The 14,845-nt window shown below is 63.2% G+C and carries 13 protein-coding genes; 6 read left to right on the top strand and 7 right to left on the bottom strand.

The features are described from left to right. Positions 1–291: 291 nt before the first annotated feature. From BHMPCIPO_RS29225 to BHMPCIPO_RS29215, 3 genes are all read right to left on the bottom strand, one after another. Positions 292–516 carry an aa3-type cytochrome c oxidase subunit IV gene (locus BHMPCIPO_RS29225; protein WP_173520335.1) on the bottom strand — a complete coding sequence of 75 codons (225 nt, stop codon included), beginning with the start codon at positions 514–516 and terminating at the stop codon, positions 292–294. 236 nt (positions 517–752) lie between these two features. After that, positions 753–1,526 carry an N-acyl amino acid synthase FeeM domain-containing protein gene (locus BHMPCIPO_RS29220; protein WP_173520334.1) on the bottom strand — a complete coding sequence of 258 codons (774 nt, stop codon included), beginning with the start codon at positions 1,524–1,526 and terminating at the stop codon, positions 753–755. A gap of 230 nt (positions 1,527–1,756) precedes the next feature. Continuing rightward, complete coding sequence (locus tag BHMPCIPO_RS29215; protein ID WP_173520333.1) at positions 1,757–4,066, bottom strand: putative bifunctional diguanylate cyclase/phosphodiesterase; 2,310 nt, start codon at positions 4,064–4,066, stop codon at positions 1,757–1,759. Between the two features lie 430 nt (positions 4,067–4,496). On the opposite strand from BHMPCIPO_RS29215, the gene BHMPCIPO_RS29210 reads away from it, so the two are divergent. After that, positions 4,497–5,255 (top strand): gamma-glutamyl-gamma-aminobutyrate hydrolase family protein, encoded by a 759-nt coding sequence (locus BHMPCIPO_RS29210; protein WP_173520332.1) that lies wholly within the window; start codon positions 4,497–4,499, stop codon positions 5,253–5,255. 44 nt (positions 5,256–5,299) lie between these two features. On the opposite strand, the gene BHMPCIPO_RS29205 is transcribed toward BHMPCIPO_RS29210, so the two are convergent. From BHMPCIPO_RS29205 to BHMPCIPO_RS29195, 3 genes are all read right to left on the bottom strand, one after another. Then, positions 5,300–6,268 (bottom strand): 2-hydroxyacid dehydrogenase, encoded by a 969-nt coding sequence (locus BHMPCIPO_RS29205; protein ID WP_173520331.1) that lies wholly within the window; start codon positions 6,266–6,268, stop codon positions 5,300–5,302. 24 nt (positions 6,269–6,292) lie between these two features. Continuing rightward, positions 6,293–7,315 carry a LacI family DNA-binding transcriptional regulator gene (locus tag BHMPCIPO_RS29200; protein ID WP_173520330.1) on the bottom strand — a complete coding sequence of 341 codons (1,023 nt, stop codon included), beginning with the start codon at positions 7,313–7,315 and terminating at the stop codon, positions 6,293–6,295. A gap of 185 nt (positions 7,316–7,500) precedes the next feature. Next, the gene (locus BHMPCIPO_RS29195; RefSeq protein ID WP_173520329.1) at positions 7,501–7,998 is read right to left on the bottom strand and encodes a MarR family winged helix-turn-helix transcriptional regulator; all 498 of its coding nucleotides are present in this window, start codon (positions 7,996–7,998) and stop codon (positions 7,501–7,503) included. Positions 7,999–8,112: 114 nt separating this feature from the next. Here BHMPCIPO_RS29195 and BHMPCIPO_RS29190 point away from each other — a divergent pair, with 114 nt between their 5' ends. The 3 genes from BHMPCIPO_RS29190 (at position 8,113) to BHMPCIPO_RS29180 (ending at position 11,344) form a co-directional block, all read left to right on the top strand. Beyond that, positions 8,113–8,904 (top strand): creatininase family protein, encoded by a 792-nt coding sequence (locus BHMPCIPO_RS29190; RefSeq protein WP_173520328.1) that lies wholly within the window; start codon positions 8,113–8,115, stop codon positions 8,902–8,904. Positions 8,905–8,983: 79 nt separating this feature from the next. Beyond that, a complete protein-coding gene (locus BHMPCIPO_RS29185; protein ID WP_173520327.1) occupies positions 8,984–10,387 on the top strand; it encodes a polysaccharide biosynthesis protein in 1,404 nt (467 codons plus the stop codon). A 78-nt stretch (positions 10,388–10,465) separates the two neighbouring features. After that, on the top strand, positions 10,466–11,344 hold the full coding sequence (locus tag BHMPCIPO_RS29180; protein WP_173520326.1) for a glycosyltransferase family 2 protein: 879 nt from the start codon (positions 10,466–10,468) through the stop codon (positions 11,342–11,344). Positions 11,345–11,369: 25 nt separating this feature from the next. Here BHMPCIPO_RS29180 and BHMPCIPO_RS29175 read toward each other — a convergent pair whose 3' ends face one another. Further along, positions 11,370–12,461, bottom strand: a complete 1,092-nt coding sequence (locus BHMPCIPO_RS29175; protein ID WP_173520325.1) for a glycosyltransferase family 4 protein — start codon at positions 12,459–12,461, stop codon at positions 11,370–11,372. Positions 12,462–12,751: 290 nt separating this feature from the next. Here BHMPCIPO_RS29175 and BHMPCIPO_RS29170 point away from each other — a divergent pair, with 290 nt between their 5' ends. Next, positions 12,752–13,852: a CobW family GTP-binding protein gene (locus BHMPCIPO_RS29170; protein ID WP_173520324.1), complete on the top strand. Its 1,101-nt coding sequence runs from the start codon at positions 12,752–12,754 to the stop codon at positions 13,850–13,852. Next, complete coding sequence (locus BHMPCIPO_RS29165; RefSeq protein ID WP_173520323.1) at positions 13,852–14,841, top strand: WD40 repeat domain-containing protein; 990 nt, start codon at positions 13,852–13,854, stop codon at positions 14,839–14,841. The genes BHMPCIPO_RS29170 and BHMPCIPO_RS29165 overlap by 1 nt, the downstream gene beginning before the upstream one ends. Positions 14,842–14,845 lie beyond the last annotated feature (4 nt).

Raw genomic sequence — 14,845 nt, 5'->3', positions numbered from 1 at the left:
GCGGTCCGGCCGCCGATCGACGCCCGAGCCTCGCCCGGCATCGCGGGTCTGCTTTCCACTCCCCCCTCACGCAGTGAGGAAACATGTCCCGTTGCAGCGAATGCCCGGGACATGGAGATCTCCAAGCCTTACAGCGCCGCGCATCCTATTGGGTGCACAAAGGTCGCTGCAGCGTTTTGAAGTGCCGTGCAGCGTCAACGCCTCCAGTCGACGGCATGCAACTTCGTCCGGGCTCGCGCCCGGTGGCCGAGGAAGCGTCCAGCTCCTCGGCAATCAGTCCGATGACGCGGATTAGCGCAGGAAGAAGAAACCTGCGACGTTGAGCAGAATGAAGAGCACGAGCGAGGAGAAGAAGCCCATCGTCGTGAAGAATGCGGCAGCCATCGCAATCAGCAGCGCCACGCAAAACAGCGTGCCGTACTTCGATGCGCTCAGGAACATGCGGTAGGTTTTCTCGTGCTCCGGATAGTCCATCGGGGCTCCCACATCGACCGGTCCAGAATGATGCTCAGCCATCGTTCAAATTCTCCCTGAATGCCACGGCGTAACCCTTGGTCATCGCCGCTCCTAATCGAAGCATGGCTCCCGCGAAAAGTCGCGAAAACCCTTATAGCTGCCCTTACACAATGCTTGGGCCGGGCGCAACGAAAACCCGTCCTTTAGCGGTATCTGATGGGGCGATATGTCGCGGCCAGCAGCAAGGGCGGCGCACACGGGCGCGCTCCACCCTCCGATGTCGATATCGAAGACCGTCAGCGGAAGACGGAAGTTCGGTAGGAGCGACCATAGCCGGTTTGCGCCATGCGCGCGGTCGGCAGGATCGTCAACGGCGCGAACGGCACCTCACTGCGATCGGCAAACATCATGCGGCGTTCGAAAGGCTCTGAATCGAAGATCGGATAGCGGTCGAGGATCGAAGGCCGCTGCCCCCTCACCTGCGCCACGAGCAAGGCACCGTCGGCATTGTAGACCCCCAGGTTCTCGCGCTTGGCGACCACGGTCTCCGAGGCGAAAATGCGCTTGTAGAAGGCGGTGTGGCGCGGCCGGCAGGCCGTCAGGCAACGGTCGGCGGAAAAGTATTCGCAGGCCATGGCGACCGGGCGAAGCGTCAGGTAGGGAAGCGCCCGCATCTCGTCACCGATGACATCTGGATCGACGGCCAATCGACCCGGATCGACCAGGACCATGCCGGCATCGAGGAACGCGTCGATCTCCGCGCCGAAGATCAGGCCCGACGTGCTGGCGCGATGCGCCGGCGTCACGTGATGTACGCGCACGGTGCTGACGAGGCTCTCGTCGAGATAGATGCCGAAGACATAGGCGTGACTGTCGAAGTCGAGATCATCGATCAGCGTCGAGCCCGTCAACTCCATCAGATTGACGGACTTGTAGGCCTTGTAGCGCAGCCGCGCGATGTCCTCCATGTCCTCGCCGGTTTCGACCCGCCGATATTCGACACGATCGAGCAATTGCATCAGCTTTTCAGAAAAACGCCCAGGCTCCGCCTGGCGAACCGTCTCATCCATATTCCAGACCTCAATGGTTAACAAATCGTTAACCTATTGACGGGAAATGGAGCGGCAACCGCAAAACGGAACAGTTCACCGTTAACTTTCTGTTAACCCTAAGAATTCGTGAATTAAATCGATCGACGTAGAGCGATGCGCGTCAAAATGGGATGTATTTATCCTTACTAATCAAAAACTTGCTGTGGAGTGGGCAGCGTCAGAACAGGACGGAATTTGGGGTCGCAGCGTCAGGCGATGCGCTTGCTGCCGGGTTTCGTGCCTCGTTTTGGCACACCGTTCTTGCAAAGCGTCGCAATGGCAGAGGCAGGCATGGGGGCGGCAAAGACAAAGCCCTGTATCAAATCGGCACAATTGTGCTCGGTGATCAGCTGTAGCTGATCGGCCGTCTCGACCCCTTCGACGACGATGCGCAGGCCGAGGGCACGGGCAAGATTGGCCGTCCCGCGCAGGAGCTTGAAGCGGCGCGAATCCTCGCGGATGTTGCGCACGAAGGAGCGATCGATCTTGATGATGTCGACCGGGAGGGCATCGAGATAGCTGAGGCTCGAATAACCGGTGCCGAAATCGTCGATGGCAATAGTGATGCCGAGGCCACGCAGCTCGCGCAGGATCGCCTGCACCTTGAGGGGCTCGTCCATCAGGCAGCTTTCAGTCACTTCCAGATGCAGCCGCGAAGCATCGAGGCCGGTTGCCTGAAGGGCATCCGTGACCATCGTGACGATCTCGCTGCTGCGAAGGTCGAGAACCGAGAGGTTGACGGAGACGGACACATCGTTCGGCCAGTCCATGCAATCCCGGCAGGCCCGATCGAGCACGAAACGTGTGATCTGCGTGACCAGCCCCAATTCCTCGGCGAGCTGGATGAAGACGTTCGGCGGCACCGGCCCGCGCTCCGGATGTGTCCAGCGCGCCAGCGCCTCGCAGCACTCGACCCGGCCGCCGCCCGGCGCGAACATCGGCTGGTAGGAGAGTGTCAGGCTCTGCGCATTGATCGCCTCACGCAGGTCGGCCTTGAGCTTCTGACGGTCGACATAGCGGGCGTCCATCTCGGCTTCGAACGCTGTGCAGCCGCCCCGGTTGCGCAGCTTGGTTTCCGAAAGCGCAAGATCCGCCTTGATCTGCAGGTCTTCGAGTTTCAGATCCACGTTCGATGCGATGACGAAGCCCGCGCTCACGGTCATGTTGAAGGTGAAGCCGCCGGCAACGTAGGTGCCGCGCAGATCCGTGTGAAGCCCACGCATCTGCTCTTCCAGATCGGCCACGCCGGCCTTGTTCGGAAAGAACACGACGAACTCGTCGCCCATCAGTCGCGCCGCAATCGCATCGTCGCCGGCGAGCGCCTTCAACCGGCCGGCAATCGCCTGCAGCAGCTTGTCGCCGACGATGTGGCCGCGCATGTCGTTGACATGCTTGAACTCGGTGACGTCGAGGACCATCAGGCCGACGAGCCGGTCCTCCTTCTCGTCGCCGCTTGCGGCGGCCACGACCAGCTCTGCGAAATAGTCGCGGCTCGGCAACTCCGTCAGCTTGTCGAAACGCACCATGTGCAAGATTTGCTTGTCCGCCTGCACGCGCGCCGTCACGTCCTCGAAGATCAGCACGATATCGCCATTGTCGCGGCGGCTGGCCGAAAATTCGAGATGCAGTTCCTCGCTGACCGGGATCAATACCCGTGGGCGCTTGCCCTTGAGCAGCAGGTCGAGCTGGCGCGAGATCGCCTTGGTCTTCTCCGCACCGAGCCGCATGCGCCGCCCGCCGCGGCGGATCACGTCATCGAGCAGCCAATCCTTGAGTTCGGTCCTGTCGCCAAGCGCCAGCAATTCGCTCGCACGCTCATTGGCCACCACGACGCGGCCGTCGCCATCCAGCATGAACAAGCCATGCGTCATATTGTTGAGCGCGGCGTCGAACTGGCCGGCAATGGTCGCGATCTCGCGCGCCGCCAACACGTTTTCATAGAGGAAGGCGCGCACATTGTTGGCCATCATCCAGGTGGAAAGGATGAACGGCAGGATCAGCAAGGCGAGCACCAGCATGAACACGTCCTGCAACGTGATCAGGCCGATAACGATCGGCAGGCACGCAGACGACGATAGGAGAAGCACGGCCCGCTCCGAGCCGTAATTGCGCCCAACGAGCGAGATCATCGAGGCCAGTGTCACCGAAATGGTGGCAAGCTCGGAAAAGGAATCCCGGCTGACGGCAATGGCATAGCCGCAGGCGATGCCGCAGGTGAGCGTGACGCTGACGCCACCGACGATGTAGCGGTTCTCCCATTTGCGCACCATCGCCCGGTCGGCATTGGCGAAATCCTGCCGGTCGAACCGCGCCATATCGAGATTGCGCAGCGCCCAGAACACGAAGATCGCGCCGGAACAGGCGAGATAAAGCGGATCACTGGTCTTGAGATAGACGAGCAGGAACGTCACGACATGCGACAACATGCCGATCAGCAACGTCTTGCGATGTTCGTAGAGCGAGCTCACGGATGACAGATACACGTCAGTCGGAAGAGCGCTCTGTCCAGGTCGCATCATGAACCAAGCTCCGGTTTACCGGATTGTTAAGGGTGATGACTTAACGAATGATTTCGTCTAACGCCCCGAAAAAAGTATCGAATCCCAGAAAAATCGCCGGGCGCGCCGGTAAGACCCGAGAGTTCAACTCAGTAGTGCGAAGCGCGCTGAACAACAGTCGGTTTCTGCAACCAAACATAGGTATCCGCACAATAAAGGGGCGCGGCTGCAACTTTGGCAATTCTACGATAATGGCGGACGATCCCAAACTTGCGTGCAGGATGGTTACTCGAACTTAAAGAATTACCTGCGATTTCCTGCCCTTTTCAGAGGGCGTTTCCCAGGCGATCGGCCCTGGATCGGCGCAGCGATCCAGCCCGCCACCTTCCCAGTTGACTTTCATCCACATCTGACGGCAAGGCTTTTCTCGAGCCTGTTACGGAGCCTGACGATGTCGAAACCTGTCGTTGCCATCCCCTGCGATTTCCGCGAATTCGACGGCAATGTCTGGCATGTCGTTGCCCATCAATATGTGCGCGCCGCCGTCGAAGGCGCCGGCGTCATGCCCTTCCTCATTCCGGCGCTCGAAACTGGAAACGACACCGACGAAATCCTCGACCGCGTCGACGGCGTGCTTGCAAGCGGAGCCCGTTCGAACGTTCATCCATCACTCTATGGCCGGGAGGCCAAGGACACGGATGGTCCCTTCGATCCCGGCCGCGACGCGACCAGCCTGCCGCTGATCCGCCGGGCGCTGGAGCGCGGCGTGCCGCTGCTCGCCATCTGTCGCGGCATTCAGGAGCTGAACGTCGCGCTCGGCGGCACGCTGGCAACCGAAATCCAGGACCAGCCGGGGATCTGGGATCACCGCAAGCCCGACGTGAAGGAACTCGACGTTGCCTATGGCATCCGCCAGGACGTCATCGTCAAGGAAGGAAGCTGCCTCGCTCCGGTGCTTGGCGCCGGCCGCATCCGCGTCAACTCGTTGCACCGGCAGGCAATCGGTGCCGCGGCTCCGCGCCTGGCTGTCGAGGCGGTAGCCGACGACGGCACGATCGAAGCGGTTTCGGTGATCGGCGCCAAGGCCTTTGCCGTTGGCGTACAATGGCATCCGGAATACTGGGTGCGCACCGACACCCCCTCGGCCAGCCTGTTCAAGGCCTTCGGCGACGCCGTGCGGACTTACGCCGCTGCTCGCCTGGCCGCCTGACGCTTCTGCCTCCCTATCGTCGCCTGAGGCAACGATGCCGGGTGTCAACCCGCGCGCCGCGTGAACGGCGTTTCCGGCACCGGCGTCAACGCCTTTCCGGTCGCAAACCAGGCTTCGATATTGTCGACGACGAGATCGGCCATGGCGTTGCGTGTGAACACCGAGGCCGAAGCCACATGCGGCAGGAGCGAAACGTTCGGCAGCGCCATCAGCGCATCCGGCACGTGTGGCTCGTTCTCGAAGACATCGAGGCCGGCACCGGCAATCACCCCGCCCTGAAGCGCCGCGATCAGCGCCGGTTCGTCGACCGTCGAGCCGCGGCCGACATTGACCAGCACGCCGTCACTGCCCAGCGCGGCAAGCACATCGGCATTCACCGTCCGCCGCGTCGCCTCGGTGCCGGGCACGATGACAATGAGCGTATCGACGGCCGCCGCGAGGCCGACGAGCGTCGAATGGTAGGCATAGGGCAGGCCTTCGCGCGGGCTGCGCGTGTGATAGGCAATCGACACACCGAAGGCTTCGAGCCGCCTGGCGATCGAGAGGCCGATGCGCCCGAGGCCATAAAGACCGACGCTTCGGCCGCGCAGGGACAGCGGCGACAGAGGAAACGCGCCCTCGCGGCTCCAGCGCCCCTGGCGCAGCCATTGTTCTGCCTGAGGCAGTTGCCGGAGCGTGTTCAGCAGCAGGCCAATCGCAGTATCGGCCACCTCTTCGGTCAGAACATCCGGTGTATTGCTGACGGCAATACCCTTGGCGGCCGCATGTGCGACCTCAACGCCATCATAGCCGACGCCGAAATTGGCGATGATCTCGAGCTGCGGCAGGACGTCCATCAGGGCTCCCGGCAGTCGGCCGGCGACGGCAACCGCCTTCACATCCTGCATGTCCGGCGTCACCAATGCCGGATCGGCGCTCTCTATCCTGGCGACGTCGAACTGCCCGGCCAGTCGATCGATCACCCGTTGATGGATCTTTCCGGGCACGAGAACGCGCGTGCGGCTCTTGGACATGGGCAACTCCTGTCGGGAGAGGTCTCAGGCGATGACGCGCAACGGGCCCGTCGATTGGCGGATGCGCATTTCCGGCTTGATCAGATGGATGCCGTCGGGTTCGTGGCTGCCGGAAAGCTTGTCGAGGAGCGCGCGGGCAGCACTGCGGCCGACATCGGCCTGGCCGTTCCAGACGGTGGTGAGCGCCGGCGTGGCGATCGACGCTTCTTCGAGGTCGTCGTAGCCGGTGACCGAAATGTCGGCGCCGGGCACCAGACCGGCGCGGGCGATGCCGTTCATCATGCCGATCGCCACCAGGTCGTTCCAGCACACGACCGCCGTCGGCTTTTGCGGCAGCGAGAGCAGATGCACCGCCGCCTCGAAACCGCCCTGCTTCGTGCGGGGGCCGGGAATGCGCAGTTCCGGATCAACCTCGATATTGGCCTTGCGCAGCGCGTTGACATAGCCCTGATAGCGGTCGCGCCCCGTCGAGGTCTGGTCCGTGCCGCCGACCATGGCGATGCAGCGGTGGCCGAGGCCGATCAGGTGATTGGTGGCAAGCGAGATGCCGTAGGCGTCGTCGCCGCGGAAAATCGGCACGTCAACGCCCTCGATCGAGCGGGCGATCAGGATTGCCGGCATGCCGTTGTCCTCGGCAAGCTGGATGTCCTCCAGCGGCGTGCCGATCGCCGGCGACATGATCACGCCGTCGCCGCCAAGCTGCAGCAGCGTCTCGATGAAGTCGCGCTGCTTGTCGACCGAGTCATAGTGGTTGGAGAGAATGAAGGTCTGCTTGTCACGGTCGAGCTCGGCCTCGATCGCTTTCAGGATTTCCCCGTAGAACGGGTTCATGATGTCGTGCACGACGACGCCGATGATGCCTGAGCGGGATGTTCTGAGACTGGCGGCGCGGCGGTTGTAGATATAGCCGAGCGCGCGCGCCTGTTCCTTGATCTTGTCGCGAGTGACGGTTGCGACCAACGGACTGTCGCGCAGGGCCAGGGATACCGTTGCCGTCGATAGACCAAGTGTTTCCGCGATCGTCGAAAGCTTGACCTTTTGCGCCACGATGCCCCCTGTAAGCCCTGTTCCGCCCCCGGCCACATCAACCCCACGATCCAATCCGAATGAGGTTGTTGCGGCATGCCTTGCGGCACTCTTCGCGCGTCTCAGTGGACGCACGAGTGCCATAAATTTAAATCCCTATTTAAACTGTTTAAATCGCCACGGCAATATGCGGCGAACAAGGGGGGTCAGTCGGCGGCCCGGGCGGCCTGGAGATTGCTGTCGACGGCGCGCAGCAGTTTCATCAGGGTGCGCACCTGCTTCTCGGTCAGGCCGCGTGTCGCGAGCTTTTCCGAATGCTGGCCGGCTTCGGCGATGATCTGCAGGCGGTTGCGGCCGGGCTCAGTGAGATAGACCTTGGTGAGCCGCGCGTCGTCCTCGTCCGGCCGGCGCTCGAGGAAGCCCTGCGCCTCCATCCGGCCGATCGTGCGGGTCATGGTCGGCGCCTTGACCCCAAGCCTGGCGGCAAGGCCCCCCGCGGTCATGCCGTCGGTTTCGGCCAGCGCCAGCATCACGCCGTCCTGTCCGGCGTAGAGACCACTTTCGAGCAAATTACGGGAAAGTACGGTGCGCATGGACCGCGCAGCCTGGACAAGGATAGCAGCAAGATCGTGCGGCTCTGTCAGGAGCTCGTCCTTCTTCTTGCCGTTCTTGCCTTTCTTTTCGGCCTTGTTCTTCTTGCCCATTGGACCTCCTGCCGAATCTCTGCGTCGAACACTTATAACAATACAGCTTGCGATTACGAACTGTATGACTCAAATAACAGTTTTACGACAATTGACGTGGAGGATCGAAGAGAAATGTCGATGCCTGAACCGCGATGGCAGGACAATCCGGCCGACCTTCCGGAGGGCGCCCGCCGTGACTGGATTGCCGTGCTGCCGCTCGGCGCCCATGAACAGCATGGCCCTCACCTGCCCTTCGAAACCGACACGCTGATTGCAGAAGGCATCGTCTCCCGCACGATCGCGGCGCTCCCCGCCGACCTGCCCGTCACTTTCCTGCCGGCCGAGCCGGTCGGCTACTCGATCGAACACATGGATGTCGCCGGCAGCCGAACCCTTGCCTATGGCGAGGCGGTCGAGCGCTGGCTCGGCATTGCCGGTGATCTTCATAGGCAGGGCATCCGCAAATTCGTGATGCTGAACGCCCATGGCGGCAACTCGCCGTTGATGACAATCGTCGCCACCGAAGCGCGCGTGCGCTTCAATATGCTGGCCGTCGCAACGAACTGGACCCGATTCGGCCAACCGGACGGCTGGATCAGGCCGGAGGACAAGGCGCTGGACATCCACGGCGGCGATATCGAGACATCGGTCATGCTGGCACTCCATCCCGACAAGGTCGACATGGCGAAGGCGTCCGATTTCCGCTCCCGCCAGGAGGAATTTGCCGCGCGCTTCAAGCATCTGCGCGCCTACGGCCCGCATGCCTTCGGTTGGAAGATGCGCGACCTCAACAGCGAGGGTGTTGCCGGAAACGCCGCCGCCGCCACGGCAGCACGGGGTGATGTCTTGATCGCCCATGCGGTCAAAGGCTTTATCGAACTGCTGGAAGACATGAGGGATTTCGACCCGGTCGACCTCGACTGAGGACGGAGGCGGCGGTCCGGCAAACACTTTGTTTGCGGTTTTGCGCTATCACGAGCGCGAAACGGAAGGGCAGAACCCCATGGCGAAGATCGTTGCGCTCGGCGCCTATTTCTACCAGGCCGTCATCGCCTTCGGTCTGCTGATCATCGTCGCCCATTGGCTGGCGCCGGCCGACTATGCCAGCTACTCGCTCTTCATCTCGATCTGTCAGTTCGCAGCGATCGCCGCCTTCGAATGGGTGCGCTTTGCCTGCACGCGCTTCTACCCGGGACCAGACGCGGAGAGCGAAGCGGCGGAACGACGCACAATCCTGATCGAAGCCGTGGCCTGCGCCGTCCTGTGCCTGCTCGCGGCGGGCACGTCCCTGCTCTTCGGTGTGCCGCCCGTCGTGGCGCTTGTCGGCGGTCTGGTCTCGATTGCGCAAGGCGGCAGCGACCTGCACCTGACCATGCTGCGTTTCCGCCAGGACTTTCGCGCCTTCTCGGTGTTGCAGGGATCGCGCGCCACCATTCTTGCCGCGGGAACCTTGGCCGGAGCGCTGGTTTCGCCGAGCTTTCTTTCGACCGTTACCGGCCTTTTCGCCGGCTACGCTGCCTATGGTCTGCTTGCATTCCTGCTCTCACGCCGCGCGGCCACGCGTCCTGCCGCTGCGCTCGACGGTGCCCGTTTCCGCAAGCATCTGGTCTATGGCAGCGTCTCGGCCGGGGCCGCCACCGCCGCCATGTTCGCGCCCCTGGCGCTGAAAGCGATCCTCACTTCGGCGCTCGGCGCGACAGGCGCCGCAGGCGCCCTGCTCGCGCTCGACCTGCTGCAACGCCCATTCGTGCTCATCGTTTCGGCCCTTCAGGCGATCCAGTATCCGGAGATCGTCACTGCGCATGACCGCGCCGGCGATGGCTCGGACCTGGCCCGACAACTCGGGCGATATTACGCGCTGTTGACGAGCTTCGCGCTGATGATGGCAGCCGGCATCTTCGCCGTCCTTCTGCCCGCTGCCTGGCTTGTCGTCAGCCCGGATCTGCAGCGAGGCTTCCTCGCCACCGCACCGGCCATCATCATGCTCTCGCTTGTTCGCACGCTGACGCAGATCATGCTGCCGACGCCATTGCATCTGAGGCAACGCCTGGCACTGATCCTGCTGCTCGCCGTTGCCGACTGCGCGCTTCTGAGCCTTGGAGCACTGGCAGCCCTGACCGTGACCGGGGCTTACGATGCGGCACTCGCCTGGGGCAGCGCCATCGGCGCCATCCTCGCCGCTCTGGTCGGCCTGCGCCTGATGTCCTCGCTTGCCTTCGATTTTTCCTGGCCACCCGTGCTCTTCGCCGCCGCCGGACTTGGTGCGGCCGTTTTGGCCTTCTCCTTCTCCGGTGAAACCGGCTACGTCACGATCGGTGCCGGCATTGTCTTCGGCGGTCTGCTCTGCTTGCTCGCGCTCAACCAATTGCGGCTGATGATGCGGGCGCCGAGAACGAACACTGCCTAGGCGCAAAGAAGGTAGGGCGCTAAGAGAAACTGCACGAATTTCCGGTTAGATCGCGCCCAAAAGAGCGGAGAGCGCCCCATGAACATCGTCGTCGGCATAGCGACCGCGGGCCGCCGCGAGGTTCTATCCGAAACCCTGCAGCACCTGACGCGGCAGACGCGGCTGCCGGACGCCGTCCTGATCTGCCCGAGCGCGGCGGAGGACGTCGACGAGGCCAGCATCGGCGCGCTGCCCCTGGAGATCCGTATCGTCGCCGGCAACAAGGGCTCCAGCGCACAGCGCAACGCCATTCTCGACCAAGCGAAAACCGCCGATCTGATCGTCTTTTTCGACGATGATTTCCTGCCGCGCAGCGATTTTCTCGCCGAGGCGGCAGGACTGTTCGAGCGCGAGGCGGATGTCGTCGTGGCAACCGGCCTGGTTCTGGCCGACGGCATTCATGGCCCGGGCATATCGGTTGCCGATGCCAGAGCGATCCTCGACGCGGACCCAGGCGCTCGGCCGGACAATGTCGCGCAACCGGCGTTCAACGCCTATGGCTGCAACATGGTCTTCCGCGTCTCGGCGATTGCCGCCGAACGCACCCGCTTCGACGAGCGGCTGCCGCTCTATGGCTGGCAGGAGGATGTCGACTTCTGCCGGCGTCTGGCTTCGCGCGGCCGGATCGTGAAGTCGCCTGCGCTCCGCGGCGTCCATCTCGGCAACAAGCGCGGCCGTACCTCGGGCCTGCGCTTCGGCTATTCGCAGGTCGCCAACCCGCTCTATCTGCGCAACAAGGGCACGGTCGGGCTGAAATGGGCGCTGCACCTGATGGGCGGCAACATCGCCGCCAACATCCTGGGCAGCCTCAAACCACAGGGCCTGGTCGATCGCCGCGGCCGCCTCAAGGGTAACCTGATCGCCCTTGGCGATTTTGTCCGTGGGCGACTGGACCCCATGCGGGTTCTCGATCTCTGATCGCCCCAAGCTCGCGCAGAACGGATCAGCCCTGCCGTGCGGCCAGCATGTTGAGCAACACCACGGCGCTTCCCTCCCAGGAAAAGCGCTTGGCGTTGTCGAAGCCGGAATGCCGCAACGCCCGGCGAAGAGCCTCGTCGGCGGAGATCGTCCGCATCGCTTCGACCAAGGTCTCCGTCTTCGCGGGATCGAAGTAGCGCACCGCATCGCCGCAGGCCTCGCGGACCGGCGGGATATCGGCCGCAAGAACCGGACACCCTTGCGTCATTGCTTCGAGCGGCGGAATGCCGAAGCCCTCGTAGAGGCTCGGAAAGACGAAGGCGACGGCGCGCCGTTGCAGCCCGGCGATCTCCTCGTCCGTCAGGCGGCCTGGAAAAATCAGGTTGCCCTTCGACGTCGGCGCAACGTCGCGAAACACGGTCGGATCGGTCCCGCCCACGACGACGAGCTTGTGGTTGCCGGCGCCAAGGGCCTCGAAAGCGCGGACTGCGAACTCGACGTTCTTGTTGGGCTTCAGCGTGCCGACGAGCAGGAAGAACGGCGTGTCGCCAAGCCCCAGCCGCTCGATGATCCCCTCGTCCGGCCGAAGCGCTGCGAAATGGTCCGTCGCATTGTAGATCACGTCGATGCCGGCGGCCGGCACGCGGAAGACGTCGGCGAGTTCGTGGCGCGAGAAGTTCGAGACCGTTCCGATCTTCGCCCGCCGCGTGAGAAGGTGGCCGAGCGTCCCGTGGAACAGCCGGTAGCCGCGGCCGAACGAGGCTGGGTGGCGAAACAGGGTGACGTCATGGATCACCACCACCTGGTCGCCGTGTAGTACCGGACCGCTGCCGCCGAAGCCGATGAGCGTGTCGCGCCGCGCCCGCCAATAGAGCGCTCCCTGCTCCCAGACATGGCCCGGGCCCGAGCCGAAGGACTCGACCGAGATCGCCTTGAGACCGGGGTCGTCCACCGTCTTGCCCGGTATCAGCAGCCGCCAGCGCACTCCCTTCAGGCCATGCGGCACCTGGCCGGACGCAATGCGCGCGTCGAGCGCCCGGGTCATCTCGCGGGCAAAGCGCTGCACGCCGGTAAGCGGCTGGGTCAGGAACCGGCCGTTGATGGAAATCGTCTTCACCTGCGCACCCCTACGATGTGGCGCGCACTCTCGCCGATTTTGATGAAGGGAGGGTTATCGGGTGCTCGGGCGACCCCGTCTCCCCCTCGGCAAAATCACCAGCGCCATTTGCGCATCGTCGCTGCATCTCCTATATGAGACGCGACCACAGCGCCGCGCGTCTGACCAGACGCGCAAAGGTCGCTGTAGCACTTTGAACTGCTGCATGTTTTGTCCTTTAATCAGCGGCGATTAAAGGAAACATGCAGTAGGATGTCTGCCTGCCGCATCCGGAAATCCCAGAGGTTCCCATGACCGAAACATCCCCGCAGAAGCCGATCCCCGTCACCGTGCTCACCGGCTATCTCGGTGCCGGCAAGACGACGCTCCTGAACCGCATTCTCAGCGAGAACCATGGCCGCAAATACGCTGTCATCGTCAACGAGTTCGGCGAGATCGGCATCGACAACGACCTGATCGTGGAGTCCGACGAGGAAATCTACGAAATGAACAACGGTTGCGTCTGCTGCACCGTGCGCGGCGATCTGATCCGCGTGGTGGAAGGCCTGATGCGCCGCCCCGGCCGTTTCGACGCGATCATCGTCGAGACCACCGGCCTTGCCGATCCGGTACCTGTCGCCCAGACCTTCTTCATGGACGATGACGTGCGCGCCAAGACCGAGCTCGACGCCGTCGTTGCACTCGTCGACGCCAAGCACCTGCCGCTCCGCCTGAAGGACAGCCGCGAGGCGGAAGACCAGATCGCCTTTGCCGACGTCGTGCTGCTCAACAAGACCGACCTTGTCACCCCGGAGGAACTGGAGCGCATCGAAGCGACCGTGCGCGTCATCAATCCGTCGGCCCGTATCTACCGCACGCAACGCTCCGACATCGATCTGGCGAAGGTCCTCGACCAGGGCGCCTTCAACCTCGAAAAGGCGTTGGAAAACGATCCGCATTTCCTCGATCAGGACGAGCATGACCATGATCATGCCTGCGGTCCGGACTGTAATCACGACCATCACCACCATCATGATCACGATCACCACCACCATGATCATGACCACGATCATCATCACCACGATCACGCGCCCTCGCCGATCCATGACGTGACGGTGCAGTCGATCTCGCTCCGCGGCGGCGAGATGAACCCGGACCGCTTCTTCCCCTGGATCCAGAAGATCACCCAGACGGACGGCCCGAACATCCTGCGCCTGAAGGGCATCATCGCCTTTGCCGGCGATGCCGAGCGTTATGTCGTCCAGGGCGTGCACATGATCATCGAGGGCGACCATCAGCGCGCCTGGAAGGATGGCGAGAAGCGCGAGAGCCGCCTCGTCTTCATCGGCCGCGATCTCGACCGTGAAAAGCTCGAGCGCACCTTTAAGGCATGCGAGGCGCAGCCGAACTGATGCCGACCGTCGCTCCTCTCGATCTCGAAGGTCACGTCGTCGGCGTGGCCTTTCTCAAAGGCGTTCCCTTCTTCGCCGAAGCCATCGGCGCCGTTCACCGCCTCGACCTCGGCCACAAGACGACGGAGGTTCACGAGGGCCTGCTGTCGCTCGTCGTCGACGAGGCGAACGATACGCTGCTGACCGGCGGCGAAGACGGCAAGGTGATGCGTACGGCCGCCGACGGCACCACATCGCTGGTGGCCGAAGCGCCACGCAAGTGGATCGCGCAAGTTGCCGCGGGTCCGCAAGGGTCTGTCGCCTACGCCTATGGCAAGACCACCCATGTGCGCCTCGCCGATGGCACGACGAAGGAATTCACGGAAGAGCGCACCGTCGAGGGCCTCGCCTTCGCGCCGAAGGGTCTGCGCGTCGCCGCGGCCCGCTACAATGGCGTTTCCTTGCATTGGGTCGGGACCTCGGGCCAGCCGATCGATCTGGAATGGAAGGGCGCCCACACCGGCGTGACCTTCTCGCCCGATGGCCGCTTCCTCGTGACGACGATGCAGGAAAACGCGCTGCATGGCTGGAAGCTCGATGCCAAGCCCGGCACCGAGGCGCGCCACATGCGCATGACCGGCTATCCGGCAAAGGTGAAGTCGCTCTCCTGGTCGGCCAAGGGCAAGTGGCTTGCGTCCTCGGGTGCGCCGGCGGCAATCGTCTGGCCCTTCCAGGGCAAGGATGGGCCGATGGGCAAGGCGCCGCTGGAACTCGGCACCCGCGCCAACATCATGGTGACCTCGGTCTGCTGCCATCCAACCGAAGACATCGTCGCCATCGGTTATCAGGACGGCATGATCCTGGGCGCCCGCTTTGCCGACGGCAAGGAAGTGCTGCTGCGCCGCCCGGGCAAGGGCGCCATCACCGCCATGGCCTGGAACAAGAATGGCCGGCAGCTTGCTTTCGGTTCGGCCGAGGGCGACTGCGGCGTCGTCGATATCGCGGGATAACAGG

The sequence above is a fragment of the Ensifer sesbaniae genome, assembly GCF_013283665.1.
GTDB lineage: Bacteria > Pseudomonadota > Alphaproteobacteria > Rhizobiales > Rhizobiaceae > Ensifer > Ensifer sesbaniae.
The sequence above is the reverse complement of the archived record's forward strand: the minus strand, read 5'-3'. Positions and strand labels throughout refer to the sequence as shown.

Bases quoted from the DNA above. Each gene is read 5' to 3' on its own strand.
- BHMPCIPO_RS29170 (WP_173520324.1), top strand. From the start codon at position 12,752: ATGACCGAAACATCCCCGCAGAAGCCGATCCCCGTCACCGTGCTCACC.
- BHMPCIPO_RS29195 (WP_173520329.1), bottom strand. From the start codon at position 7,998: ATGGGCAAGAAGAACAAGGCCGAAAAGAAAGGCAAGAACGGCAAGAAG.
- BHMPCIPO_RS29185 (WP_173520327.1), top strand. From the start codon at position 8,984: ATGGCGAAGATCGTTGCGCTCGGCGCCTATTTCTACCAGGCCGTCATC.
- BHMPCIPO_RS29225 (WP_173520335.1), bottom strand. From the start codon at position 516: ATGGCTGAGCATCATTCTGGACCGGTCGATGTGGGAGCCCCGATGGAC.
- BHMPCIPO_RS29165 (WP_173520323.1), top strand. From the start codon at position 13,852: ATGCCGACCGTCGCTCCTCTCGATCTCGAAGGTCACGTCGTCGGCGTG.
- BHMPCIPO_RS29180 (WP_173520326.1), top strand. From the start codon at position 10,466: ATGAACATCGTCGTCGGCATAGCGACCGCGGGCCGCCGCGAGGTTCTA.
- BHMPCIPO_RS29220 (WP_173520334.1), bottom strand. From the start codon at position 1,526: ATGGATGAGACGGTTCGCCAGGCGGAGCCTGGGCGTTTTTCTGAAAAG.
- BHMPCIPO_RS29205 (WP_173520331.1), bottom strand. From the start codon at position 6,268: ATGTCCAAGAGCCGCACGCGCGTTCTCGTGCCCGGAAAGATCCATCAA.
- BHMPCIPO_RS29215 (WP_173520333.1), bottom strand. From the start codon at position 4,066: ATGATGCGACCTGGACAGAGCGCTCTTCCGACTGACGTGTATCTGTCA.
- BHMPCIPO_RS29190 (WP_173520328.1), top strand. From the start codon at position 8,113: ATGTCGATGCCTGAACCGCGATGGCAGGACAATCCGGCCGACCTTCCG.
- BHMPCIPO_RS29210 (WP_173520332.1), top strand. From the start codon at position 4,497: ATGTCGAAACCTGTCGTTGCCATCCCCTGCGATTTCCGCGAATTCGAC.